Genomic DNA, 25,714 nt, shown 5'->3' with positions numbered 1-25,714 from the left:
AAAATTGGATGTAATGATTACCAAAAAGAGCAGATGAGAATCTGATCAGTTGAAAACGTATATAACTGCAAAGGAAGATGTGAATGATCAGGTATAATGAACAGAACTGGCTAGAAAATGTAAGGAAGACTGATCCACTGAACATATGCAGGTAACAAATTACGAATTGAAAATGGTGGTAGGCCATAGGAAGGAGATGAAACAATGCCAATTATTAAAAGTGAACTAGTGATTAAAGCCCCTCCCCAAGTCTGTTTTGACTTAGCGAGAAGTATTGATATCCATATGCAGTCCACTTCCGAGACAAGCGAGCGAGCAATTGGTGGTAGAATAAGCGGATTGATTGAGCTTGGAGAAACGGTTACATGGGAAGCGGTTCATTTTGGTGTTCGTCAACAACTCACAGCTAAAATAACAGAGATGGAAGCCCCATACCGATTCGTGGATGAGATGGTAGCTGGTGCTTTTAAGCGTTTTTATCATGTGCATGAATTTACACCTACAGAGAATGGGACTATTATGGTCGATATTTTTGATTATACGTCACCCTATGGCTTGATCGGTCGGTTTGCTGATCTCTTATTTTTGGAAAAGTATATGGAGAGGTTTTTATTAACACGAAATTTGTATATAAAAAAATTAGCTGAGACACAATATGATGAGCAAACATAAAATGGGAGTACATCCATCATATTTAATTACCAGTTAAAAAAAACTTTATAAAGAAATAATTTCCAATCAATAGAGAACAGCTCGTTTCCGGTAATAATGCTGGTTCTATGAGGAAATTCCTAAAGCTACTCTAACTGTAAGGCTATGTTTACTTGTGTGATATATTTTATATAATATATAGTGTAAAAACTTTTCTTAGTTTGCTTTCATAACTTGTAAAGATTAACTGGAAATGATAAGTTTATATTTGTTTTTATTTTGAAAAGTTAATTTATTTTGTTTGTGGCAATTAGTGTAAAATTTCACAAATTTTCTAGCGGCATTATTGGTGTTATTTCGAAAATAGGCGATTATTACCTAAAGACTCCCAAAAATGAGCAGATATTACTTATCGTAAAGGAGAAATGGACATGTCTGAAACAATCATGCAAACAAATGCTGAACAAGAAACAGTAAAAGTGTCTGTAAGCCAGGAACAACTTGATGTTATTGATCAGCTACTAAAACCTGAGGTTCAAGAATCTTTAACCATCCTGGTTGACCAGTTGCCGAAACTGACTGAACTTGTAACGGTATTAACCAAGTCCTATGATTTCGTTCAAGCTGTAGCAACGGATGAAACTTTGAAAAGCGATACGGTTGGGGCTATTCAGGAAATCGTAGAACCGGTAAAAGACACAGTGAAGAGCATGGCAGCAACTGCGATTGAAGCAAAAGATCGTGCAGACGCAAGTAATGAAGTAATTGGACTATTTGGCCTTATGAAGATGTTAAAAGATCCGCAAGCTCAAAAGATGTTCCGTTTTGTTAATGCATATCTTCAAATCTCTGCAGAACGCGAGAGTCAAAAATAGCCTATTTATATTCTAATAGTCAGGACGGAGGAACTATCATGTCAAAACATATCGTCATTTTGGGTGCAGGTTATGGCGGACTTCTATCTGCGTTAACCGTTCGTAAATATCTGAGTAAATCAGAAGCGGAAGTTACACTAGTAAATCAATTTCCAACACACCAAATCATTACTGAACTACACCGTCTTGCAGCAGGGAATATTGCTGAACAAGCGATTGCAATGCCACTTCAAAAACTTTTAAAAGGAAAAGATATCAATCTAAAGATTGCAAAGGTTGAATCGTTCTCTGTAGATAAAAAGGAAATTACTCTTTCTGATTACACCACGTTGACATATGATGCTCTGGTGGTTGGCTTGGGTAGTAAAACGGCTTACTTCGGTATTCCAGGTCTTGAAGAGCACAGCATGGTACTGAAATCTACGGAAGATGCTAATAAAATCTACAATCATATTGAAGAACGCATTGCTGAATATGCGAAATCCAAAAATGAAGCGGATGCAACAATCCTTATCGGTGGTGGCGGACTAACTGGTGTTGAGCTAGTTGGGGAAATTGCTGATATTATGCCTAAATTGGCGAAGAGCCACGGTATTGATCCGCAAGAGATTAAAATCAAGCTTGTAGAAGCTGGTCCAAAAATCCTTCCAGTATTACCTGATCATTTAATTGAACGTGCAACAGCAAGCTTAGAAGCTCGTGGTGTTCAATTCTTGACAGGTCTTCCTGTAACGAATGTAGCTGGTAATGTGATCGATCTAAAAGATGGTCAACAAATCATTGCTAATACGTTCGTATGGACTGGTGGCGTACAAGGTAACCCACTAGTAGGCGAATCCGGTCTCGAAGTAAACCGTGGTCGTGCATCTGTTAATGATCACTTGCAATCAACATCTCATGAAGATGTATTTGTTGTTGGAGATAGCGCAGTATACTTTGGTGCTGATGGTCGTCCATACCCACCGACTGCTCAGATTGCTTGGCAAATGGGTGAACTTGTTGGCTACAACCTATACGCTTATCTGGAGAACAAGACGTTTGAAACATTTGCTCCTGTAAACTCAGGAACGCTAGCTAGCTTGGGACGCAAAGACGCTGTAGCAACAATTGGAGCGAACAATACTCCACTTAAAGGATTGCCAGCTTCACTAATGAAAGAAGCAAGTAACGTTCGTTACCTGTCTCATATTAAAGCGTTGTACACTTTGGCTTACTAAGTAAAAAAATCATTGTAGGTAGCTCACCTGTATGACTGCCACATCGAAAAGAACCCATTTCAATCTTTTTTAAATAGACTAAACTAATAAGAGGATATTATGTTCAATATATGAGCATATATCCTCTTTTCATATGCATATTAGATTTGTTATCTATATATTGAAAATATAGTTTAATATGTATACAACAGACGGAAACATACGTTTGTTTTAGGTGGAGGACGTAGCCCACAGCGGGAGGCGTAGTGAGGTCTTCAGACCGAGCGTTAATATGATTTTAGGGGGTGAGTGCTATGAGGGTACAAGAGGTTCTCATAGAAAATAACAGTAAAAGATACATATTACTGGATCAAGAGGGGTTTCCTGTGATGCCAGTTATGAAATATATAAAGTATTTAGATAATACAGGAAAAGTCCGAATACTCAAAAAATATATTGTTATTCCTTAAAACATTTTTTTACCTACTTATATAAAACAGATAAAGATTATAAGTATATTAGGTTAGAAGATTTAGTAGAGTTTGTGGGGTGGTTAAGAAGTCCTTATGAGAGTTCAAAAGTTGCTCCCCTTCAACAAGAGAAAGAAAAGCGAACGGAAAAAACAATTAACCTTACAATTACAGTTATAGCAAACTTCTATGACTACTTATTTCGAAATGAAGAAGTACAAAATGACATGAGCAACGCTCTATAACAACGAGGACTTCCGTTCAAGAATTGAAACATTGCGAAATCAACAATTACAAGTGCCTCACCAAAACAAGTAAAGCGAGAAATGAATGAAAACAACAAGGATGCCCTTATTGCATCCCTAAAAAGAAAAAATCAAAAGCTGGAAGAGGAGAATAAGCAATTAAGGAATCAACTGAAAGTAGCTTATGCAGATGTTTATAAAAAGTTATAAGGGAGAACAACGTTCTCCCCTTCTTATTCAACTAACGGGCAGTTATCCTCCATAATATTGTGTTTGAAAAACATTGATTTTAACATAATTATACAGTATTATTTTTCCAATCGGATGATGGGAGATTATTATTATGGAATTCAATAGATTAATACCTGAACTGTACGTTTCAGATTTTGAGAAAAGCCTCTCCTTCTACACTGGAGTATTAGGTTTCTCAATATCTTTCCAACGAACAGAGCAAAGTTTTGCTTTTCTATCTTTAGAGGGTAGCCAAATAATGATCATGCAATATAATCCAAGCGGTACTTGGAATACAGGTGCGTTAGAGTACCCGTATGGCAGAGGAATAAATTTGGCATTTCAAATAGATAACTTGGATAGCATAATTCAATCACTTTCTAATTTTAACTTTCCAATAAAACATGGTCCTAAGGAAAATCGTTATAGAATGGGAGAAGCGATGTTACATAACAAAGAAGTCCTTATATTGGACCCTGATGGATACTTATTGCGATTTTTACAACATCTTGGTGTAAAGAAGATGAATGAATAGCTTAAGGAAAATAAGGCTGCTGATTTGCCACGGTATTCCACTAACGGGACACTATAGAGCAATACAATCGATTAAAACCTCCCATTTGATGAAAACCTAGAATTAATAGGTCTTATGGGAGGTTTTATTATGAATTTGAGAGAGTTATGGAGACTTTACGAAGCAGATAAACGAATCCAGGGGTTTAGTCCACTTACATTAAAAGCTTATACTTTGCAGCTAAGGATGCTGGTTGGTGAACTAGGTGATCTTAATATTGGAGAAGTCACTTTACAACTATTGAAGGAATACTTGGCAAAACAATCCGGCCGATTAAAGCCAAGCAGTTTAGGACATCGCATCCGCTTTGTTCGCTCCCTTTTTCGCTTTGCATATGAAGAAGGTTACCTCGCAACGAACCCCTCTCTCAAATTAAGAGAGCCCAAGATGGATAAACGCATACCGAAATTTTTAATTGAGGAAGATGTGATCCATCTGAAAATTTCTTGTCTATCTCCTCGAGAAAGAGCTTTACTTGAGTTTCTGTATAGTACCGGCTGCCGTGTTGGGGAGGTACAGAAAATAAACATCGAAGATCTTAACTGGGAGAATTGCTCTGCAATTGTAAACGGAAAAGGTTCCAAACAGAGGGAGATTTACTTCACCACAGAATGCAAAGTTTGGTTGAAGAAGTACCTGGCAAGTCGTGATGACTTATGTAAAGCATTGTTTGTGACGGATACGAATCCTACCCGAAGAATGGCGATTCCGACGATTAGGTGGGCATTAAAGCGACTAGCAGATCGAGGAGAAATTGAGGCTAATGTGTACCCACACCGTTTTCGCCATACCTATGCATGTCAGTTGCTGGATAACGGAGCACCGTTGGAGTTTATACAAGGCATGCTGGGCCACGAGAAAGCATCGACCACTCAAATATATGCCCAGTTGCGTGGGGAGCGCAGACGAGAGCTATATCGCCGGTACTTTTAGTACCAGACCCCAATAATCGATAAATACACCAAAATGGTCAGTTATCGGAACTGAAGTAACGGGCAGTTTAGCTCAATAAGAATTAAAGTGTTATATTGTTTTATATGAGAAAAGAAAATGAATCGTTTCAATGCTTTTCGAGTTTCCTGAAAATTATGGGAGGATATAAATACTGTGAACACAGTTTTTTTAGAATTTATTTGACCTTATAATAAAAAAGAGCGCGCTAAATTAAATTGAAAGGTGCAAAAACATGATTACAAATCAACAATTAGTAATAAACAATTTTGAAGAAAAATTAAAAGTATTTACTAATGCAGTTAGTGGAGAACTTACAAGTGAAGAAGATTTGGTCATAGCGAATACGGGAATCCCTACTGATACATTCAATGTATTGCTGTCGAAATCTCCAAATATCAAAAATGCAGTGAAGATTAGACAAGAAATGACTAATCTCACGTTAAAAAAGCATCCCTTTTGTGCCTGGATGGACGCTCAATATGTCAGTGATGACTGGAAAAAGCTTATGCAAGAATATGATCTAATGGAAGCAGAACGTAATGTCATGATGAAACTTGATAATACATTGAATGTTGGTCAATATTCTCAACAGATGATGATTACGCAAGTGAGAAGTAATGAAGAACTCCTGATGTATGAGGAGGTTTTTCTTAGTCTATTTGAAGGTACACAAGAAAAATTAGCGTTAGAAAGTTACTTTAATCAATTTTCATATGAACAATTAAGTTCAGCAGTGAAAATGTTTATTGGCTGCATAGATGAAGCGCCTGTATCTACTGGCTTATTAATCGAAAGTAAAGATAGTTATGGTATATATGACGTGATGACAAAAGAAACATTCAGAGGTAAAGGATATGGCAGTGAAATGTTTCAATTCCTTCTAAATCAAACAAAGGATAAACAAAAACCAGTTGTATTACAGGCTTCAGATGATGGGAGAAATATCTATAAGCGATTTGGATTTATAGATATCGGAGAAATGGTTGTATTTGAATAAGAATTTTTCTTATTAAGCTCCGTTAGTTCAATAACAAAGGACATAACATATTAGTCATATATAATATGTTATGTCCTTTAATTTATAAATCTTTTTTTAGTTTAGGTCTTGATAATTTTAATACGAAATGGGTTCTTTTACATAAAACAAGGTTTCCTATATGTAGTTTCTCAATTCATATCTTGTATCAATTGTTTTCCCTTTTTCTTCTCAGGGATATTCACGAAATAGATGCTGAATACGATTAGAACCAGTCCGGCGAATAGAGTAAAGGTAAATGGTTCGTTCATAAAAATCGTACCCGTAAGGACAGCGATAAGTGGAACAAGAAAGGTAAAAGAGGCTACCTTACTGGCATCTCCCGAATTGATTAGATGAAAATAAATGACAAAAGCAATCGGAATTCCAAAAGTAGAACCGAACCCAAGTCCAATAAGATATTCAGCATTCCAACTTATACTGGACCAGCTTTCCAGTATCGTTCCCATACTGGTCAGAACTGTACCGCCAATAATAAATTGCAAGGCAATCATCCATAGGGAGTCTACTTTTCCACTTTCTTTCTTTACATATATCACGCCTAGTGCCCAACTAATTGCAGTGAGTAAGCCCAAGAAAACTCCAAGAAATGAGATTTCCCCAGATATCCCATCTGAACTGATAGCAAAAATACCTAAGAATCCAATAAGTAATCCAGCAAATTTACTAAAGGACATTTTCTCTCCTAGCCACATCCAGGCAAACAGACCGATCAAAACAGGTTGAAAATATACCAGAACGGAGAATAAACCTCCAGGTAAATATAGAAGTCCAACTGATTGAAGTCCATAAAAAAGAACTGCATTTAGTAATGCAGATATACCGTATCTGAACCAGTTTTCTTTCCATTTTATCTTTTTCCAGGTTGGTAAAATAAATATGGTCAGTAGTATACCTCCAATCAGGGAACGCATTCCTGCAAAAAGAATGGGGGGAGTATAAAGTAATGCCACTTTATAGATGGACCAAGAAAACCCCCAGATGATAACTAAAAAGGCAATAGATAACGTTGTTTTAGATGAAAATTTCCCCATGAAGGGCCTCCTTTGAATGTTGGTATATACCTATCGACAATTGAGAGTTTGAACTGTTACTAACATTACACCTATTACAATATCATTCACAATATTTATTCAATCGTAAAAACACTTTGGAGAGTAATGAACGGAATGGAAGAGAGGTATCCTAAAGAGGAGGTAGCTAAGCAAGTCACCTTTTACGGGACGTTTGTTTGATAAATATGGGCCAAAATGGTTGGTCATTCCCGGTTTTTTAATTACCACGATTATCCTATTCGTATTTACTAGAATTACGACAGCGACAACCGCAATTACGATCGCCTTATTGCATACAACGTTATTAATTGGGATCGCCATGATCAGGATGCCAGCCCAAACCAATGGCTTAAATCAATTGCCACGCGACCTATACCCGAGTGGAACTGCGGTAATGAGTACTCTTCAGCAAATTGCTGGTGCTATAGGTACAGCGATCGCAGTGAGCATCATGTCGGCAGGACAGAATGTATATCTGGCTGGAGTTAGCAATCCAAGTGATCCAGTTGTTATGTCCGAAGCCTTAACGGCTGGGATTCAAGATGCGTTTGTTTTCGGTCTCGTTGCTTCCGCGATTGGATTAGTGACAGCTTTCTTCATTAAACGAGCTACTTTTACTACCAATAATGAAATGACAAAACATTAATAGACCTGTTATGATAGCCACACCAATAGAGCATAGGGGGATATCGTGGAAATTCAAAAGGTAATTGCCCATATGGAGAGTAAAAAGGAAATTTATCAAATTTTGAAGCACTGCCCATATGAAATATTACGGCAATGGAAATTGGTTGATTTTAAAAAGGGAGCCATTATGTTTTCACAAGACGAAAGGTACGATTACTTCAGCCTATTGGTAGAAGGAACTGCTGAGATAAACATAATGGGTGAGAATGGGAAGAAGTATACACAAGCAATTTATCAGGTGGGGGACATGATTGGAGAGATCGAAATATATGATCTGATTCCTTTTGTAAGCACGGTAGAAGCGATTCAGGATGTAACGCTCATAGCGTTGCAGCGGGACTATTTTTTAACCTGGCTTCAGATGGATCATAACTTCAATCAATATTTTATTCGCAAAGCACTTCACCATAACTATGTCAATTCGAAGCGTGAGGGTGTTAATAATCTTTACTCGCTCAATCATCGTCTTTGTCATTATCTATTAGAATGTGTACAAAATGGAAGTAAACATGGAGATGGAATTGTAGTTAACGTTAATAAACTGGAGCTGAGCCAACACTTTGCTGTAACCCAGCGGAGTATAAACCGCATTTTGTCCCATTTACGAGAAAAAAAGATCCTCGATGTTGAAAAAAACAGATTGATGATCCTTGATGTTACGCAATTACAGAAAGAAGCGAAAAAGGAATGATATAAACAAATAGAGAGTATTTTTGGAAGGGATTCTTTCTCAGCTTGCTAAATCGAGAAAGGACTCTCTTTTTTTGTGGGTAGAAAATTCCAAAAGACATATGTCCCAAAAATCATAGTTCTAACAGAATTTCCGTTCAATCTTTCATGGTTAGGTGGACATGCGTCCTGTACGGTATATAACGTATCTCGATATACTTATCACAAGATAATATGATCCATACATGATTAATTATTAACCAAAACAGAATTCGAAAAGGGGTAGACATACACACAACAAATTAAAATGTAAGCCTTTACATCGGGGTAATCTTACAGCAAAGAAATAAGATTTCAACCGAAACTATCATAGCTAGAGAGTAAACAAGCAAAAGGAGTGTTTTATACTATGATTAAACATCCTGCATTTGTGATTATCGCCAGTTTGATTTGTATCATTGCGGGTATCTATCTGGACTCTTCCTATATTGAAATATTTGCATCTGTAATGGGTGTCATTAACGTATGGCTGATCGCCCGTCAAAAATTAATTAACTTTCTATTCGGTGCCATAACGGTCTCATGTTTTATGTACATTTTCTTCACGAGTGGACTTTACGCCATGGTGATTTTGTCCATTCTTCAACTCTGGTTTAATGTGTATGGATATTATTACTGGTTCAAAAATAAAGGAGCCGAGGATGTTGCTCCTACAAGACGTTTAACTAGTAAAGAAATAATGATGTGGACAGGAGTTATTTTACTTGCAACTGCAATCTGGGCACTTATTCAAGTTAAATTCACTGATGCTAGCAGTCCCTATCTAGATGCGTTAATTGCTGTAATGGGCTTGGTTGCTCAGTATCTGCTAAGTAAAAAAATCCTTGAAAACTGGCATTTATGGATTATGATGGGAATTATTATGTCTGTTGTCTATTTTACTACAGGTTTGTATGTCATGATCCTGTTGAATATCATTAACCTCTTCATTTGCGTAGATGGATTATTGGAATGGAAACGTGATTATGAAGCAGCAAAAAATCATGTCTTACCTGATCCGAGTGTGAAGGGCGACACGAATCCTGGACCTGCGGGTGCTTAAGCAAGGTCGGAAGATTTACTAAATCGAGTAGTTAGAAATGGGGAGGATGACATATGAGTTTTCATATTGAAGCCAAACAAGGTGAGATTGCCGATACTGTATTGCTTCCTGGAGATCCGCGTCGTGCCAAATATATTGCGGATACCTATTTAGAAGATGTAATTTGTTATAACCGTGTACGTAATATCTGGGGCTACACGGGAACGTATAAAGGTAAACGACTCTCTGTTCAGGGAACAGGGATGGGTATGCCCACGATGTCGATTTATGCGACCGAGCTAATTAACGATTATGGAGTAAAAAATGTGATACGCATTGGTTCAAGTGGGTCGTATCACCCTGATATCAAGCAGATGGATATCGTGTTAGCGATGGGAGCTTGTACGAATTCTTCCATGTATGCTCACAAGTTTGGTAATTTTAAGTTCGCTCCCATTGCAGATTTTGAATTGCTTCGTACAGCACACGATCTGGGAATCTCAATGAATAAGCGGATAAAATCAGGTCTAGTCATGACAGAAGATCATTTCTATGAGGCTGATACAGATATGCATCATACACTTGCCTCTTATCAGGTTTTAGCATGTGATAATGAGACGGCTGCCTTGTATTTGGTTGCTGCCAAGTATAATGCCAAGGCGTTATCCATTCTGACAGTTACGGATCATGCACTTACGAATCAAACGATTACAGCGGAAGAACGTGAGACCAATCTTAATGACATGATTGAACTGGGCCTGGAAACTGCCTTGAAGTTGTAGGAGAGTATACTTGTTCCTAAGGAAAATAAAAACCGGTACCGCATGATCGTTTCATGCGGTACCGGTTTTCTTCTGTTGTGAGTGAGAGAAATTATTTACATGTTCCTCAAAACAGGCGTTTCAATGGAATAGCTGGCAGCCTTACGCCAATAAGCTGTTTTACCCTTCAAAGTCAATGTACCTCTTCACACCATAAAAAGGATAAAGCTTATGTAAGTACTCTACTTTCCCGTAACGGACATCCTCGCCATTAGCATGTACAATCTCACCATTTCCTGTGTATATGGCCACATGTGAGACATTTCCTGTGCCAAGTGAATCGTAGAAAATTAAATCTCCTGGCTGAATGTCTTTTAAGTCAACCTCTTGTCCACTAAGAAACTGTTCATGTGAAGTGCGAGGCAGTTTCACACCTAGTTGATCGAAAACATATGAGGTAAACCCACTGCAATCAAAACCGGAAGTTGGTGTAGTACCTCCCAGTCGGTAAGGGGTTGCAAGCAAAGGTTGTACAATGGTATTCATGCGATCAAGGCGTTCTGACTTTACTTCTGCTCCACCTGAAAAATCAGGTATAGGTTGACCCGTCGCTTGAAGGAAGGAATGATTTACATAGGCAACTGAACTGCCATGTTTAATTTGTGCCCATTCGCTATTGGTAGCAATGACATCGACCATGGCGCCTCTCGACAATTTACCGATGATCGTACTATCCATAGAAGGTTCTTGTCGGATGTTCAAAGCATCAACAGCGACACGAGCCTTTTGTCCTCCCACTACCTCTTGGCTCGACTGTATGACAGGCAAGTTTACAGGAGGAGTTTGTGGCTCAATAGATGCAGGTGATGAGGTAGTTGTTTTGGGTGCACTATTAGTTGTTACCATAGGCACGTCAAGTTTTTGTCCGATAGCTAATTGATCCGTATGTAGTTGATTTGCTTGCATCAGTTGACTCACGGTTGTTTGGTGATCACGAGCAATTTTACTTAGCGTATCACCAGCCGCCACCACGTAACTGTTCGAATTTGCATAAGCGGTAGTAGGGAGGAGAGCACAGAGCGTGAGTAAGGTGAAAAGTTTAGTTGTTCGTTTCATATCTGTTTCCACCAATCTACTAAATTATTTATATCTATCTAAAATTCTATCGGATTTGACAGTGTAAATCTACGAAAAGAATCATAATTTTTTGTAACGAAGGAGACAACCATTTATGTAAGTCATTTATTTCGGAGGTACACGATCAAAAATGTACATGGGATCAACATAAACCTCATCATTGTATAGAAGAATAACGAGATCAAATTTATTTTGATTCACGAAGTCAAAGACGGAGCGATCCCGGTTGTGACGAATATCGTAATACGTTGTTGTCTCGAAGTGATGCGCATATTGGAAGATCATCGGGTTCACATAAGAGTCTTTAATGATCAACGCACGTAATTTATTGGGACTCTTCTTATTTACAATGTTTATTTCTTTTAGGTCATAGGTGTATGCCATTGCATAATCGACGGGAATGGCATGTTGGCGTATGCCTGATGCATAAATCGTTTCCCTGGATACTAGATTATCCTTACTGACTGAACCCTTGTAGATCGTGAAATCGTCGTAAGAATATGTGTTGGGATCATAGTAGCAAGGAAAGTCACTATGTTCTTTTATTTGGCCGGCCAATTACTTGTTCCAGGAGCCCATTAATTTTGCGTTTTCACAACGGAGCGAGTATAGGTTCTCGTTAGCGTCTTGAGGCACGACTTCAGAGAAATACTCTCCAATGTTTTGGAGAATTGTCTGATAGGCAAACATTGCCCCATCTATGTTCCAGTGATGATCCGTCTGAAAATAGAACGATGGAATTTGATCAGGCGAATAAGCTTCACGTAAAGCTTGTTCACCATCAATCAGCATTACTTTATCTGGATCGAGCATGGCAAGTACCTGTTCCTTGTTTTGCTTACCAAATCCACGAGGGACATCCTCAGGTAAAAAATCAGCCATAATATTTACTTTCGCTGGCATAAGCGCGTAGTAAAAAGGGATATTTTGTTTCTGTAATTCGGTACCTAGGCCATTAAGTGCATCGGCAGCGTGTTCAAGTACGGATAACGGTGCTTGTCCCAGTGGCTTTTTGATCATGGTATTTTCTGGTGATACATACGTGCCTTTAACAAAGGTTTTGTTTTGCATCAGTTCTGATTTCACGTACATCGCCATCCATCTATCTCTACCAGGAAACTGGTCTGTTACGTAACTCTCAACCTGTTTGAAATAGTTACCTGTCTTCAGTCCCTCAATACTCACTTCTGGAACTTGTGCCAGTGAACGATTTTCCCACCAAGATAGAGGACGATCAGGTATGAGGAAGGTGGCTATTCCTAAACCAAAAATGATGAGTAAAAATCCAACAATTAAAACCGTATGTGATCGTGTCATCACTATTCTCCCTTTCGTCATTAAAACCGGAAGTATATAAAAGGATTATAGGTGGAATTGACTAAATACATGGTAGATATTAATAAAAGTAATAATAGAGGTGTCTTCATCCACATTGGCAGACGTAAGCGATCATAGAGTGGTGCACAGAATATCGCGCCAATTAATAGAAGCCATCCATGATTGTAAAAGAGCAATCTGGCTGTGGAGTCGATCAAAGTGGCTGAAAGACCAAACATCGTTCCTAAATAGTCTATGGAATGGCCGAAATTATCAGCTCTAAAGAATACCCAGCCAATCATAACAGCAAGTAGCACAAACAAATGTTGAAGTGGTCGCCATATTCTATTTGCCATCCATTTTTCTAAGCCAGCCTTCTCCAGTGATAGGAGGACTCCATAATAAAATCCCCAGGCCATAAAGGTCCAACTGACTCCGTGCCAAAATCCTGTCAGCGTCCAGACGACCAATAAGTTGCGATATGCTTTCCATGGTGATACACGATTGCCACCCAAAGGAATATATACGTAATCACGGAACCAGCTACCCAACGAAATGTGCCAGCGACGCCAAAATTCACTTATCGAACGAGAAATATACGGAAAATGGAAGTTCTCTTCGAATTCAAAGCCGAACATTTTTGCTAACCCGATCGCCATATCGCTGTACCCCGAAAAATCAAAATAGATTTGCATGGTGTACGTAGCGATCCCGATCCAGGCGGTTGCAGTTGATAAATCGCCACCAGAAAGGGCAAATACATCATCTGCAATGGAACCAAGTGGGTTTGCCAGAAGTACTTTTTTGGCTAAGCCGAGTAAAAAACATTCAATCCCGTTTGCGAATTTTTCCTGCGTGTGTATACGATACTTAAATTGCTCCGCAACGGAGTGGTAGCGAATAATAGGATAGATAAAGGCTAGATTACTGAAGACCACTAGTAGCTTCTCCTCTCCCCAAACACTTTAGCGTAAGCAACTGAAAGTAGTTGGTCAGTAATTTTTCGAATATAAAATCGAAAAATATTGAATATTTGTAATTTTATCCTATTATAAAAGGGATAAATACATTTGAGGAGGATTAATCATGAAAAGACGCCATACCCCTTCTTTTACTTTTTTAGCATGGATCAGTTTTGCCTTAGCATGCATAGCTATGTTTGTTGGGATTTATACATTAGATCAACCACTTAGTGTAAAAGGTTATTATGCAGTCACAGCAGCATTTTTGATTATGAGCAGCTTCGTTTTGCAAAAAGTTTTCAGGGATAATCATGAGGACGATGAGCGTGCGGAGCGTCTTCAAGAACGTTTCAGAGAAGAATAGGAGAACAAATGAAACCAAAGTCGGATGTAGAGACAGACTGTGGTTTCATAATAATAAAATCTAACATAAATGAAAGAAAGTTCTTATTGTAGACAATTACAGGATTTTCCTGTAGGATTCGAAAGAGAGCTTTTTTTGTTGTTTTTTAGAAAAGACTCCTTTCTTATAAAAATAAACGAAATATTGCAATAATTATCTTCGGGTTCTTCGTTGTCCTCTTGGCTTTACTCCCACTTGTTCTATATAGATAGAAACCCACATGTATCATCCATTTCAAAAACTACAAGACATCCTTTCAACTGAAATATGCAAAATTTGGAGGATTTACATGAATCGCAACCTACTATTATTATGGTGCGCTCATTCAACCTTTTTCTTTGGTTCATCTGTATACACACTTGTATTAACATTACTATCTCTTCAATATGGAGAAAGTGCAGTAGGTGCAGGAGCGATGTTATTTACATCGTTTATTCCATATCTATTTGTTGGTGTGATAGCTGGTGCGATTGTGGATCGAGTAAATAGAAAAAGACTCATGGTTATTTGTGAGTCTACACGAGTGCTATTAACGATATCCATCCCGATAGCACTTAGCTTGGATGCTCTTACAGTGCCACACATCTTATTAGTAAGTATTTTGATGACTTGTTTACGATCATTTTCCGCTCCAGCAACTCAATCTAGTGTTCCCCTCTTGATTGATGACAAAAAAAATCTGACCAAGGTTCACGCTTATATCGGATCTACTTCCAATCTGGGGCTCATGCTAGGTCCTTCCTTAGGAGGGGTGCTACTACTATTTGATATGCAAGTAGCAGAGCTATTGTATATTACGACTGCTTCGAATATGATTTCTTTGATACTCATTAGTTTTATCCGTTTTCCTTCCAATAACGTAGACTCTACTGAAACAAATGAATCGGTCGAAATGAAAAAAACTTCGATATGGCAAGATACTTGGAAGGGTCTTCATTTTATGACATTTGGCAATAAAGAAATAGCCATCATGATGATATTATATTCAACACAATTTCTGGTTGGTGGAGCAGTTGTACACTTGGGGATATCTAAATTGTTAGTAGAAGCAGACCTAGGCGGACAAAAGATGCTAGGATTTATCATGTCGACTGCATCGGGTACAGCCTTTCTGTCATCCCTTTGGCTAGCGCAGCAAAAAGTTTTACAGCCTGCCAAATGGGTGTTCACAGGATATGCATGCCGAGGAGTAGCAATTCTGCTGTTGGTGTTTGCAACAGAGATCTGGATGATAGGAATCGCTGCTGTCATAATGGGATTTGTAATCTCCATTACGGGAGTCCCACTCACTACAATTATCCAGCGAAAGACACCAAATCACATGCTTGGAAAAGTATCAGCGGTACGATCTAGCGTTGGATTCGTGTCAGATGCTAGCTCTTATCTCTTTGTAGGAGCATTGCTTACCAGTTTGTCGCTACAGCTTACATTTTTAGTGCTTTCCTTATATATTTTTGTCTCCGTTTTTTTCTTGTATATGCTATGGAAGAGAATGAGATTCGAAATAGGAGAGGCAGCACAGGACATATCAAAATGAGTGATAGTCAACTTCTGTTGCAAAGACAAAAACTGGCCACGAAGGAGCTACTACATGAACCCAATTTCCTATGAGCTACTTATACAGGAGCGAATGAACAGGCAGGGATTATTACAACCGTTGATGGATCAATCAGACGAAGCAGCATATCTTGCTTTGTTTAAACGATTACAGCCCGTCTCTCCTGTGCATAATACACGACCAGGTGATCCTCCTAGCCTTGTTCATCGAACAGCATTTCGAGATTATCAGATATCGAGTAAATTGCGTGAGAAGCATCTTTTTGTAAAAGGAAGGTTCTTAGGAGGAAGAGTTGGTTACGTACTTCAAGAAGATTTACACAGGTACGCAACGGTTTTCCGTAAACCTATTACCAAGCCAAAAGGCGTCCATCATGAAATCATGTCGCTCATCAAGCAATCAGGAGGCATCTCCAAGGAACAGTTAAAAGAGGAGCTTCCCTATCCCAAAGCGGCTATCTCAAAAGAACTAAAAACATTGCAGGAAGCTTTTATCTTGTACGAAGAACAGACGGATACAGACTGGGACACAGGATTGTTTGATTTTGCCACGGAGTTTTTTGAATTACCAACTAATCCGGCTGAGGAGCAACAAGCAATTTCTCAAGTTTTGCTGAGTTTTTTGTCAGCGATGGTTGCGGCTACTCTTACGCAAATAAAGGATTGGTCACAGCTAAAAACCAAGACACTTCAAACGGTCCTGGATCAATTGGTGGACGTGGGACAAATTCATGTGATAGATATACCACGACATGGAACACACTATATTCGAACAGACGAACCTGCCACATTTCCCATGGATGGTGAAGGCTCAGTACGCTCCGTTTTCATGCTGGATTTGTCCGATTATCTTGTTCGGGCACACATGTCTGAGTTGAAGGAAAGGTACAAAGAACATGAGGTGTTACAGTACCTTTTGATTGATGGAGAAATAAAAGGAGCTGTGCTAGGGCACTGGCGTATTGGTCCTTATGACGTTGACGATGTCTTGGTTGAACTGGATGAATCTGAGAAGCAGGCAAGGAAAAATGAAATCCTGGAAGCCATTCGAGTGACGTACCCACCAGAAGAAACGGCGATTATTAGGTATGATGGTGAAATGATATAATCGAACATAGACAAGCAAACAGTAGAGCCTGATAACCCCAAAAGGTTGGATTCAGGCTCTTTTTCATATTATTTTTTATGTAAGAAAAGTAGGTAATCAGGAAAACTTGCAATAATCAAATATCATACTCAGCTTCCCACAACATTTTCTTAAGGTGGACATTCATCTGACATACTTCACTAGTAGAGTGGTACTTGTTAGAAGCTTTCTTTGCAAAACTAACTATGAAGGAGTTTGATTCGAATGAATAAAAAAGCATTTAAATGGATAATTGGGGCGTTAGCAGTAGCAATCTTTGTACCAACTGTGGTTTTTATGCTAGCTCAGGAACATAAGAAGCTTGGTGTGAACGGCATTGACCAGCAGGAACCGCAAGAAATACAAATGGATGAAGCAACGAAGAAAGAGTTAGATGCAATGATGGAACAAATGGAGAATGGTACAATAACTCAGGAAGAACTCTTAGAGCAGCTTGGTGTGGAAGGCTTTGACATGGATAAGTAACAAAAGTAGAGCAACCTTTCATCAAAAACAAGGAAACTATTCACCTGAAGATAGACAAGCCAATCAGTAGGAATTAATGCAGATTATCAACAAATACAATCCCGATCTAGCCAACGATTAATGAATACATAGGAAGGATTTTTCGGTACCTCACGGAGAAGCATACAAACAAGGGTAACGAATATAGGTGTCTGTGAGAGATTTTCTTTTACTGATTTTGCTACCAAGTGCGGTTTTTTAGATATACGAAAAAAGCGTTTGCTCATCCCAGTTACTGTAGGTCAGGAAGTAACTTCGATCGGATTGTGTCTGCTTTCACGATGAATATCAGTACGTATACCTGTAAAACCTTTACTGAGAATGCTGGCGAAATAGTGAAACAAGTGGTTCATGGCTGTTTTTTAGAAGTTAAGAGGTAATTTCTAATCTCGTAAGATATTGCTCAATTTTCTTGGTGTGCTACCTTATTAAACGTATGAGACATGCTGGATTCTTCTTTGTATAGAAGTGGTTGGTGATACTTCTATTTTTACACAGAGAGAAGATAGCTGTCTCTTTTTTATGTTCAATAGTAAGTGAATATTTTACAAAAGTGAGTATCAAAACGATACCTTTTCAATAGAAAAATGTCCTTTCTATTATCGAAGTTGTCCTTGTATTTCTACAAAACAAAACATACGAAAGAGCTCATTGAATTGTCAACTATTAGAGAGGGCTATTATGTAATAAACATCCTCAGCTTTCCCACAACTTTTCCTTAAGGTGGACATTCAGCTGACATACGACCCTAGTAAATTTGTACTTGTAAGAAGTACTCTTGCAAAACCTACTATGAAGGAGTTTGATTCGAATGAATAAGAAAGCATCGAAATGGATGATTGGAGCGTTAGCACTAGCAGTCTTTGCACCAACTGGGGCTTTTGCGGCAACGAATACAAATGTAGATGAAACAAAGGTAGAGAAAAGCTTTCATCAAGAACACGTATACTTTTCACTTGAGGATAGACAAGCCAATCAAGAGGAATTAATGAAGATTATCAATAAATACAATCCCGATCTAGCTGACGATTTCCAGAAGCTATTTGACTACGAACAAGGAAAAGTAGAAGTGGATGAAGCAACGAAGAAAAAGCTAGATGAAATTCGTGAACAAGTGAAGAATGGTACGTTAACTGTGGAACAAGCCAATGAGAAGCTTGGTGTAAAAGGCTTTGACCTAGGCAAGGTGGAACAAGGGAAAGTAGAAGTGGATGAAGCAACGAAGAAAGAGTTAGATGAAATTCGTGAACAAGTGAAGAATGGTACGTTAACTGTGGAACAAGCCAATGAGAAGCTTGGTGTAAAAGGCTTTGACCTAGGCAAGGTGGAACAAGGGAAAGTAGAAGTGGATGAAGCAACGAAGAAAGAGTTAGATGAAATTCGTGGACAAGTGAAGAATGGTACGTTAACTGTGGAACAAGCCAATGAGAAGCTTGGTGTAAAAGGCTTTGACCTAGGCAAGGTGGAACAAGGGACAGTAGAAGTGGATGAAGCACCGAAGAAAGAGTTAGATGAAATTCGTGGACAAGTGAAGAATGGTACGTTAACTGTGGAACAAGCCAATGAGAAGCTTGGTGTGAAAGGCTTTGATAAAGGCAATATGGTATATGGGAAAGTAGAAGTGGATGAAGCAACGAAGAAAGAGTTAGATGAAATTCGTGAACAAGTGAAGAATGGTACGTTAACTGTGGAACAAGCCAATGAGAAGCTTGGTGTGAAAGGCTTTGATAAAGGCAATATGGTATATGGGAAAGTAGAAGTGGATGAAGCAACGAAGAAAAAACTAGATGAAATTCGTGAACAAGTAAAAGCTGGAACATTGACGAAGGAACAAGAAAAAGAAGAAATGGAAAAACTGGGCTTCAAGCACACTGTTCGTGACGGCAAAGAGAATATCATGGAACAGATTAAAGTTGCAGCTGATGCGGATGATGCTGATACAGTGAACAAGCTGCTACAAGAGTGGTTAGAGAAAATGCAGAACAAGAAACAGCCTGAAGCAAAGGCTGAGTAATTGAAACGTGTAAGTAGTACCCACCCACTCTCTATATAAATGTGAGATGTCATAAGGTATGGCTTTCCCTGATAACGGGAGGGCCATGCCTGCGTTTAGTTTACTTGACTTGACGTTAACTACCAAAACATACCCTCTTTTCCTTTCGGCATGTTTTTCGTATGCTTTTGGTAGAGCCCTCACGTTATTCAGTTGGAAGGAAGCAGATTATGCAAACAATAATAATAGTAGAAGATGAAGGGCCGATTTCTCGGGTTCTACAAGTCTATCTGGAAAAGGCGGGATATCAGGTGGAGCTTGCCTTTAACGGTGAAGAAGCCATTACTACTTTCGATCGTGTGACACCTTCTCTGGTCTTATTGGACGTCATGCTACCAGGGCAGAGCGGTTGGAAGGTACTGGAGTATATACGTACCAAAAGTAGTTGTCCCGTCATCATGTTAACAGCGTTAGGACAACTGGAGCAGAAGGTAAATGGGTTAAATCAAGGTGCTGATGATTACATTACCAAGCCCTTCATTGGTGAGGAAGTCGTGGCACGTGTCAATGCTGTCATGCGACGCTCTTTGCTGGTCATGGGTGATTATCAGGCACGGATTTTTGGTAGTTTAAAAGTAGATTACCAGGCTCATTCTGTTATGTTGCACGGCATTGAACTTACTTTCACACCACGTGATCTTTCCCTTTTTTTATTTCTCGCACAGTATCCCAATCAGACCTTTACAAGAGAGCAGTTAATCGAACACGTTTGGGGTATGGATTACGAGGGCAGTGATCGTGCTGTTGATCTAGCGGTGAAACGAATCAGGAGAACCTTGCAAAACTGGCCAACCGACGAAGGAGAAATTCGTACATTACGGGGATTGGGGTATCAGTTCTGTGTCAATGAAAAATAAAAAGCGGAAGTCACTATTAACCTATTGGACAACTCGTTATGTACTCACGATCTGTGTTGGTCTTGTCGTCATTGGTCTTTTCTCTAGCATGTGGATAGGCTACAATGAAACACAAAAACGACTCGACGTCATGAAATACATGGCTATGGACATTTCTGAGCAAATTATGACAACGGAAGGGACACTTGTGATACCCTCTTCCTTGCCACGTATATTAGATAATCGTCAACGCTTCATGAAAGAATTTAGGCCCATGGTGCTAATTTTAAATAAACAGAAGCGTACCCTCCTTAGCACATCCCAAGCAGGTCGTTTTCTTGATGAGTTTCCCTCGGACCTCTCCCTTGATTGGGAGAAAAATCAATCTGTGCAAGAAATACAGATGCGTTCAGGAGAAAATAACCTCTTTCTCACCCAGAAGTTAGAGAGAAATGGCCAAACGCTGGGCTGGATCCTTATCTCTTCCCCGAAAAAACAGATGGATCATAGTGTAGAGGCAATGCAACAATTAAGTATTATGCTAACAGGTCTTGGAGTGCTAGGTTGGATTGTCATTTATTATTTGACGAAAAAATTATCGGAACCCGTGAAGGATGTTGCAGATGCGGCAAAACAGATTGTAACGGGACACTATGATATCGAGCTGAAAAAGGATATCAAAGAAAAGGAAATCTACGAACTTATTCACTCGTTCAAAGATATGGCGGATCGGCTTCGTCAGTTAGAAATGATGCGAACAGAGCTGCTCGCGGGAGTTACCCATGAGCTTAAAACGCCAGTAACTTCCATCAGTGGACTGCTCCAAGCGGTCAAGGATGAGGTAGTAACAGGGGAGGAAGCCAAAGAGTTTCTGGAGGTTTGTTCAAAAGAGACTTTTCGTTTGCAAAAAATGGTCGAAGATTTATTGGATTTCAATTCTTTTGCGGTGGGAGATATTAATGTTTCCAAACAACCACAGAACTTGAATCATCTCGTCCAAGAGATTACGCATCAGTGGTTGATTGGACAAGAGGAGAATACGCTTTCCTTACAGACGTATATTCCAGAACAAGACGTATGGATTGATACAGACCCGCTACGTATTCAGCAAATTTTATACAACCTATTAAATAATGCTAAACAAGCGACAGGACCAAATGGAATCATTCAAGTATCGCTATTACATCAAGAGGGAGTTCTTGGAATTAATGTACAAGATAATGGCATTGGTATTCCAGAAACAGAGAAGGCAAATATATTTGAACGGTTTTATCGCGGGGAAGAGAAGAAGCATAAGGTAAGGGGCCTCGGACTAGGGTTACCTTTTAGCAAAATGATGGCAAAGGCACTTGGTGGCGATCTTCAATTGACCGAGAGTAGTAGAGAGAAAACCATTTTTACACTGTCACTAAAAAAGTGAGTGGATATAAAACCATTATCCACAGACGCACGATCTATATGAAATGTCCACAAATACCAAGTGAAAAGGTATTTGTGGACATTTCTTTTTTATACGAACAGTAGCAGGGATTTCCTTTCTTTCCCTCCAGTTTCCCATTGAACAGACATCTAGTTGACATACAGCGGCCTTATAGTTAGTTTACGAAGGTTGTCTATAGAAAATATGAGTCTTTTGGGGGATATCTTAATGATTGAAAGTAAAACAAATAAACCATTGCTTAGGGGAAAGGGCAAGAGAAAGAAAAGTATCATCATGGTTACATTAGCGGGAGCCTTGCTGTGTGGGACGGGTATTTATGCCTATAGTGAGTTCGTCTCGCCTTCTCGTGAAACTTCGATTATGCAGACAATTCCCGTCCAGAGAGGGGATATTTCTGAGGTTGTTGCTGCTTCTGGTACGGTGCAGGCCGCTCAACAAATGACTTTAAACTTTCCGAGTGGTGATGATGTCATTTCGGCAATACACGTAAAAGTAGGCGATTCTGTAAAAGCAGGACAGGTACTCGCTACTATGGATCAGACCGCTACTTTGATGCAAGTAAAGATTGCAGAAGCCAACCTGTTATCAGCCAAGGCAAGCCTAGCGGAAAAAATGCAAACAAAAGATGAGAATGAAATTCTCGTATTACAATCTAATGTGACGAAAGCAAAAGCATCATTGGAATCTGCTATGAAAAGCTATGACAATCAAAAGGCGTTACTCCAACAAGAGAAGGCAAGTAGTAATTTGCAAGAGGCCAAAAAAAATCTGGAAACGCAAAAGAGACTATATGAAGCGGGAGCTATCTCGAAAAGTGAATTAGATCAGGCTCAAAATAGTCTCAATCAGGCGGGGGCAGAATATCAAACTGCTAGTATGCAATACAGTCAGACAAAGGATCAGAGCCACAATAGTGTAGTTCAGGCGCAAGCTGCTTACGATTCTGCGGTAGCACAGTTGAATCAAGCGAAAGCTCCGGCACAAGAGTCTTCTGTACAAGCAGCGAAAGCATCAGTTACTCAAGCTGAAGTACAACTAAAACAACAACAGCTTCATTTAGAAAAGTTAACGATAAAAGCGCCAATGGATGGTGTAGTTTTGCAGGTGAATGGGAATGTAGGTAAAACGGCAACGTCCCCCTTTTTGGTTATGGATAACTCGAATGCCGAACAATTGGGAGTGATGGTTCAGATCAGTCAGCGTGATATTAGTAAAATCAAGCAAGGCATGGAAGCCACTTTTACCATCGGGACCTACAACGGTAGAAAATTCCAGGGGAAAGTGGAAACGATATACCCAGAAGGGAATACAGAATCAGGTGTGACGACCTACAAAGTACTCCTTACTGTCGGAAATAAAGAAGGTTTGTTAAAACCAGGCATGACGCTCCAAACAACAATTCATGTAGGGACACAAAAGAATGTGCTCTATGTCCCAACGGCTGCTTTGCGAGAACAAGGTGGGAAAACAGGCGTTTTAGTGAAAGTAGAAGATGGTGCTACTACGGATAAAGACGTGAAGGCAACAACAGATTCAAAAAGCAAATCGAGTGACAGAGGACAAAATGCTTCAGGTTATCAATTTAGGGAAGTAACGACTGGACTGGTTAGCTCAAAAGGAGTCGAAATTACTTCTGGACTCGAAGAAGGGGATCAGATCCTATTATCCATGCAGGCACCTGACTCCTCCAATAATCGTCAAATGGGTCAAGGCACAGGTATTGGTGGTATGCCCGTAATGGGAGGAGGAATGCCAAGTGGAAATAGTTCAAGAAGTAGATAACGTTAGAGCAGTTATTCGCATTACTGATGTTAAAAAGACATATGTCATTGGAGATCAAGAGATACATGCCCTACGTGGAGTAAATCTTATGATTGAAGAAGGGGATTTTGTAGCCATAATGGGTCCATCTGGTTCAGGTAAATCTACCATGATGAACGTTATTGGTTGTTTGGATCAACCCTCAAGCGGAGCCTTTTATCTAGATGACTATCCTGTTTCAGAGGCGGAAGATGAAGATTTGGCCAAAATTAGGAATCAAAAAATTGGTTTTGTTTTCCAAAGTTTTAACCTACTTCCGCGTACACCAGCAGTAGAAAATGTGGAACTACCACTTTTATATGCAGGTGTAAATGCCAAGGAAAGACGAAAGAGAGCTATTGATTCCCTAAATAGTGTGGGGCTTGGCAATCGGTTATACAACAAACCGAATGAGTTATCAGGGGGGCAACAGCAACGTGTTTCCATTGCCCGTGCTTTGGTTAATCATCCCGTGATTATTTTGGCAGATGAACCTACAGGGGCTCTTGATACTAAGACCAGTCAAGAGATTATGGGGATATTTCAGCGATTAAATGATGAAGGAAAAACCGTTATTTTGGTGACGCATGAACCAGATATCGCTGAATATGCTAAGCGAGTCATCCATTTCCGTGACGGTCAGGTAATCGCAAATGATGTAATCCAAGAGCGAAGAATAGCGAAATTCGAGGAAGTGGTAGTATGAATTTTTTGGAAGCCATGCGAGTATCACTACGAAGTGTAACAGCTAATAAATTGAGGTCTTTTTTAACCATGTTAGGAATCATAATTGGTGTATCTGCTGTGATTACGATGGTAGCAATAGGGGAAGGGGCTAAAGCCAGTGTAGCTAATCAAATTAATGGTCTGGGAAGTAATCTGCTGATTGTTAATTCAGGGCAAGCAAAGCAAGGTGGCAATAGCTTGGGTGCAGGTTCGCCCTTATTCACTTTTGAGGATACTAAAGCCCTGCAACAAAAGGACTCGATAGCAGGTGTTACACCTACCGTTAGTACGCGAGCGCAGTTGGTGTATCAGAATGACAACTATACATCCAACTTGGAAGGCACGACAGAATCTTTTCCAGAAGTACGTAACGCTAGCATACAAGAGGGAAGATTTTTTACTAACTTTGAGGTCAATGAGCTGGCAAATGTGGTGGTGATCGGTCCAGAGGTTGTCACTAACCTCTTTGCCAGCTCCAATGAAAGTCCGGTTGGCAAAACAATTGAAATTAACCGGATTCCATTTACAGTAATTGGTGTTTTGAAAAGTCAGGGTAGCTCAGGCATGACTAATAATGATGATAGGCTAATCGTTCCGATTACAACGGCGATGGAGCGTCTAGGACAAAGTAGCCTACGCACGATCTATGTGTCAGCCATTTCACCAGATGAGATGCTTCAGGCTCAGTTTGATATCCAACAAACCTTGCGAGCGCAACATAAGCTAATGCCTAGCCAAGAGAATGATTTTACCATAAGTTCTCAATCAGATATTTTAGAAACGGCACAAAACGTGACCAGTGTCATGACCACACTGTTATCAGGAATTGCAGCTATTTCTCTAGTGGTGGGTGGTATCGGTATTATGAACATCATGCTGGTCTCGGTAACAGAGCGTACTCGTGAGATCGGAATTCGTAAAGCAATTGGAGCTGCCAGAGGAGCGATTTTGCAGCAATTTTTGATTGAGTCAATTACCCTGAGTCTGTTAGGTGGGCTGATCGGGATTCTACTGGGAGTGGGAGCAGCTTGGCTCGTAAACAAGCTTGGTGGAGTGGATATTGCGATTACAATGACTCCTATGCTGTATGCTTTCTTGTCATCTTTAATTGTGGGTGTAGCATTTGGAGTATATCCGGCTAAAAAGGCTGCGGAGATGAAGCCAATTGATGCATTGAGATATGAGTAGAGAGCACTTGTGATCTACTAAAGGGCTATTGAAAGTAGGAGAGTTTATTCCTTTAAAGCAAATCATTAGTCAGTCCAGTCAAATGACAAAGAGCCTGTAATCCCGATTCATTTGGTTGCAGGCTCTTTGTCGCTTTTTTCCTACAAGATAAATTGATT

General features: G+C 39.5%; 23 protein-coding genes and 4 pseudogenes. 22 read left to right on the top strand and 5 right to left on the bottom strand.

The features are described from left to right. Positions 1 to 204 precede the first annotated feature (204 nt). The 8 genes and pseudogenes from LM917_RS20120 to LM917_RS20085 all read left to right on the top strand — a co-directional run bounded on the left by LM917_RS20120 (position 205) and on the right by LM917_RS20085 (position 6,193). On the top strand, positions 205 to 672 hold the full coding sequence (locus tag LM917_RS20120; protein ID WP_232699501.1) for an SRPBCC family protein: 468 nt from the start codon (positions 205 to 207) through the stop codon (positions 670 to 672). Between the two features lie 410 nt (positions 673 to 1,082). Continuing rightward, positions 1,083 to 1,526 (top strand): helical membrane plugin domain-containing protein, encoded by a 444-nt coding sequence (locus tag LM917_RS20115; protein ID WP_232699500.1) that lies wholly within the window; start codon positions 1,083 to 1,085, stop codon positions 1,524 to 1,526. Between the two features lie 38 nt (positions 1,527 to 1,564). Further along, the gene (locus LM917_RS20110; protein WP_232699499.1) at positions 1,565 to 2,743 is read left to right on the top strand and encodes an NAD(P)/FAD-dependent oxidoreductase; all 1,179 of its coding nucleotides are present in this window, start codon (positions 1,565 to 1,567) and stop codon (positions 2,741 to 2,743) included. Positions 2,744 to 3,036: 293 nt separating this feature from the next. Then, positions 3,037 to 3,434: pseudogene (locus tag LM917_RS20105) on the top strand (site-specific integrase); the annotation flags it as partial. After that, positions 3,424 to 3,647, top strand: a pseudogene (locus tag LM917_RS20100) (DUF6262 family protein); the annotation flags it as partial. The pseudogenes LM917_RS20105 and LM917_RS20100, both read left to right, overlap by 11 nt. 133 nt (positions 3,648 to 3,780) lie before the next feature. After that, on the top strand, positions 3,781 to 4,203 hold the full coding sequence (locus LM917_RS20095) for a VOC family protein (protein WP_232699498.1): 423 nt from the start codon (positions 3,781 to 3,783) through the stop codon (positions 4,201 to 4,203). Between the two features lie 129 nt (positions 4,204 to 4,332). After that, a complete protein-coding gene (locus LM917_RS20090) occupies positions 4,333 to 5,175 on the top strand; it encodes a tyrosine-type recombinase/integrase (protein ID WP_232699497.1) in 843 nt (280 codons plus the stop codon). 253 nt (positions 5,176 to 5,428) lie between these two features. Continuing rightward, positions 5,429 to 6,193 (top strand): GNAT family N-acetyltransferase, encoded by a 765-nt coding sequence (locus LM917_RS20085; protein WP_232699496.1) that lies wholly within the window; start codon positions 5,429 to 5,431, stop codon positions 6,191 to 6,193. A gap of 170 nt (positions 6,194 to 6,363) precedes the next feature. Here the strand turns inward: LM917_RS20085 and LM917_RS20080 are convergent, their stop codons facing one another. After that, the gene (locus LM917_RS20080) at positions 6,364 to 7,266 is read right to left on the bottom strand and encodes a DMT family transporter (protein ID WP_232699495.1); all 903 of its coding nucleotides are present in this window, start codon (positions 7,264 to 7,266) and stop codon (positions 6,364 to 6,366) included. A gap of 175 nt (positions 7,267 to 7,441) precedes the next feature. On the opposite strand from LM917_RS20080, the pseudogene LM917_RS20075 reads away from it, so the two are divergent. The 4 genes and pseudogenes from LM917_RS20075 to deoD form a co-directional block, all read left to right on the top strand. Beyond that, positions 7,442 to 7,933 (top strand): annotated as a pseudogene (locus LM917_RS20075) (MFS transporter); the annotation flags it as partial. Between the two features lie 45 nt (positions 7,934 to 7,978). Continuing rightward, positions 7,979 to 8,665: a Crp/Fnr family transcriptional regulator gene (locus LM917_RS20070; RefSeq protein ID WP_232699494.1), complete on the top strand. Its 687-nt coding sequence runs from the start codon at positions 7,979 to 7,981 to the stop codon at positions 8,663 to 8,665. A gap of 387 nt (positions 8,666 to 9,052) precedes the next feature. Beyond that, positions 9,053 to 9,745: a nicotinamide riboside transporter PnuC gene (gene pnuC / locus LM917_RS20065; protein WP_232699493.1), complete on the top strand. Its 693-nt coding sequence runs from the start codon at positions 9,053 to 9,055 to the stop codon at positions 9,743 to 9,745. A gap of 53 nt (positions 9,746 to 9,798) precedes the next feature. Continuing rightward, a complete protein-coding gene (deoD, locus tag LM917_RS20060) occupies positions 9,799 to 10,506 on the top strand; it encodes a purine-nucleoside phosphorylase (RefSeq protein WP_232699492.1) in 708 nt (235 codons plus the stop codon). A 159-nt stretch (positions 10,507 to 10,665) separates the two neighbouring features. On the opposite strand, the gene LM917_RS20055 is transcribed toward deoD, so the two are convergent. The 4 genes and pseudogenes from LM917_RS20055 to LM917_RS20040 form a co-directional block, all read right to left on the bottom strand. Next, entirely contained in the window at positions 10,666 to 11,601 is a 936-nt protein-coding gene (locus LM917_RS20055; RefSeq protein WP_232699491.1) for a C40 family peptidase, read from the bottom strand. 126 nt (positions 11,602 to 11,727) lie between these two features. Then, positions 11,728 to 12,180, bottom strand: a complete 453-nt coding sequence (locus tag LM917_RS20050; protein WP_232699490.1) for a hypothetical protein — start codon at positions 12,178 to 12,180, stop codon at positions 11,728 to 11,730. After that, the gene (locus LM917_RS20045; RefSeq protein ID WP_232699489.1) at positions 12,181 to 12,939 is read right to left on the bottom strand and encodes an alginate O-acetyltransferase AlgX-related protein; all 759 of its coding nucleotides are present in this window, start codon (positions 12,937 to 12,939) and stop codon (positions 12,181 to 12,183) included. Positions 12,940 to 12,959: 20 nt separating this feature from the next. Then, positions 12,960 to 13,847: pseudogene (locus LM917_RS20040) on the bottom strand (MBOAT family O-acyltransferase); the annotation flags it as partial. 178 nt (positions 13,848 to 14,025) lie between these two features. Between LM917_RS20040 and LM917_RS20035 the strand changes: the two are divergent. The 10 genes from LM917_RS20035 (at position 14,026) to LM917_RS19990 (ending at position 25,556) form a co-directional block, all read left to right on the top strand. After that, positions 14,026 to 14,265 carry a YiaA/YiaB family inner membrane protein gene (locus LM917_RS20035; protein WP_232699488.1) on the top strand — a complete coding sequence of 80 codons (240 nt, stop codon included), beginning with the start codon at positions 14,026 to 14,028 and terminating at the stop codon, positions 14,263 to 14,265. A 328-nt stretch (positions 14,266 to 14,593) separates the two neighbouring features. Next, positions 14,594 to 15,841, top strand: a complete 1,248-nt coding sequence (locus LM917_RS20030) for an MFS transporter (protein WP_232699487.1) — start codon at positions 14,594 to 14,596, stop codon at positions 15,839 to 15,841. 54 nt (positions 15,842 to 15,895) lie between these two features. Then, complete coding sequence (locus tag LM917_RS20025) at positions 15,896 to 16,969, top strand: hypothetical protein (RefSeq protein ID WP_232699486.1); 1,074 nt, start codon at positions 15,896 to 15,898, stop codon at positions 16,967 to 16,969. 243 nt (positions 16,970 to 17,212) lie between these two features. Beyond that, positions 17,213 to 17,473, top strand: a complete 261-nt coding sequence (locus tag LM917_RS20020; RefSeq protein WP_232699485.1) for a DUF4175 domain-containing protein — start codon at positions 17,213 to 17,215, stop codon at positions 17,471 to 17,473. Between the two features lie 850 nt (positions 17,474 to 18,323). Continuing rightward, entirely contained in the window at positions 18,324 to 19,526 is a 1,203-nt protein-coding gene (locus tag LM917_RS20015) for a hypothetical protein (protein ID WP_232699484.1), read from the top strand. 209 nt (positions 19,527 to 19,735) lie between these two features. Continuing rightward, positions 19,736 to 20,422 carry a response regulator transcription factor gene (locus LM917_RS20010; protein WP_232699483.1) on the top strand — a complete coding sequence of 229 codons (687 nt, stop codon included), beginning with the start codon at positions 19,736 to 19,738 and terminating at the stop codon, positions 20,420 to 20,422. Next, positions 20,412 to 21,821, top strand: coding sequence for a HAMP domain-containing sensor histidine kinase (locus LM917_RS20005; protein WP_232699515.1), 1,410 nt, complete (start codon positions 20,412 to 20,414; stop codon positions 21,819 to 21,821). Before LM917_RS20010 ends, LM917_RS20005 begins: the two co-directional genes overlap by 11 nt. A gap of 228 nt (positions 21,822 to 22,049) precedes the next feature. Then, positions 22,050 to 23,624: an efflux RND transporter periplasmic adaptor subunit gene (locus tag LM917_RS20000; protein ID WP_232699482.1), complete on the top strand. Its 1,575-nt coding sequence runs from the start codon at positions 22,050 to 22,052 to the stop codon at positions 23,622 to 23,624. Further along, complete coding sequence (locus tag LM917_RS19995) at positions 23,605 to 24,348, top strand: ABC transporter ATP-binding protein (RefSeq protein ID WP_232699514.1); 744 nt, start codon at positions 23,605 to 23,607, stop codon at positions 24,346 to 24,348. The genes LM917_RS20000 and LM917_RS19995 overlap by 20 nt, the downstream gene beginning before the upstream one ends. After that, positions 24,345 to 25,556 carry an ABC transporter permease gene (locus LM917_RS19990; RefSeq protein ID WP_232699481.1) on the top strand — a complete coding sequence of 404 codons (1,212 nt, stop codon included), beginning with the start codon at positions 24,345 to 24,347 and terminating at the stop codon, positions 25,554 to 25,556. The genes LM917_RS19995 and LM917_RS19990 overlap by 4 nt, the downstream gene beginning before the upstream one ends. Positions 25,557 to 25,714: the final 158 nt, after the last annotated feature.

Origin of the sequence: Brevibacillus daliensis (genome assembly GCF_021245735.1) — a bacterium.
GTDB classification, from domain to species: Bacteria; Bacillota; Bacilli; order Brevibacillales; family Brevibacillaceae; genus Brevibacillus_B; species Brevibacillus_B daliensis.
This window is presented reverse-complemented; position numbering and strand designations above follow the sequence as displayed.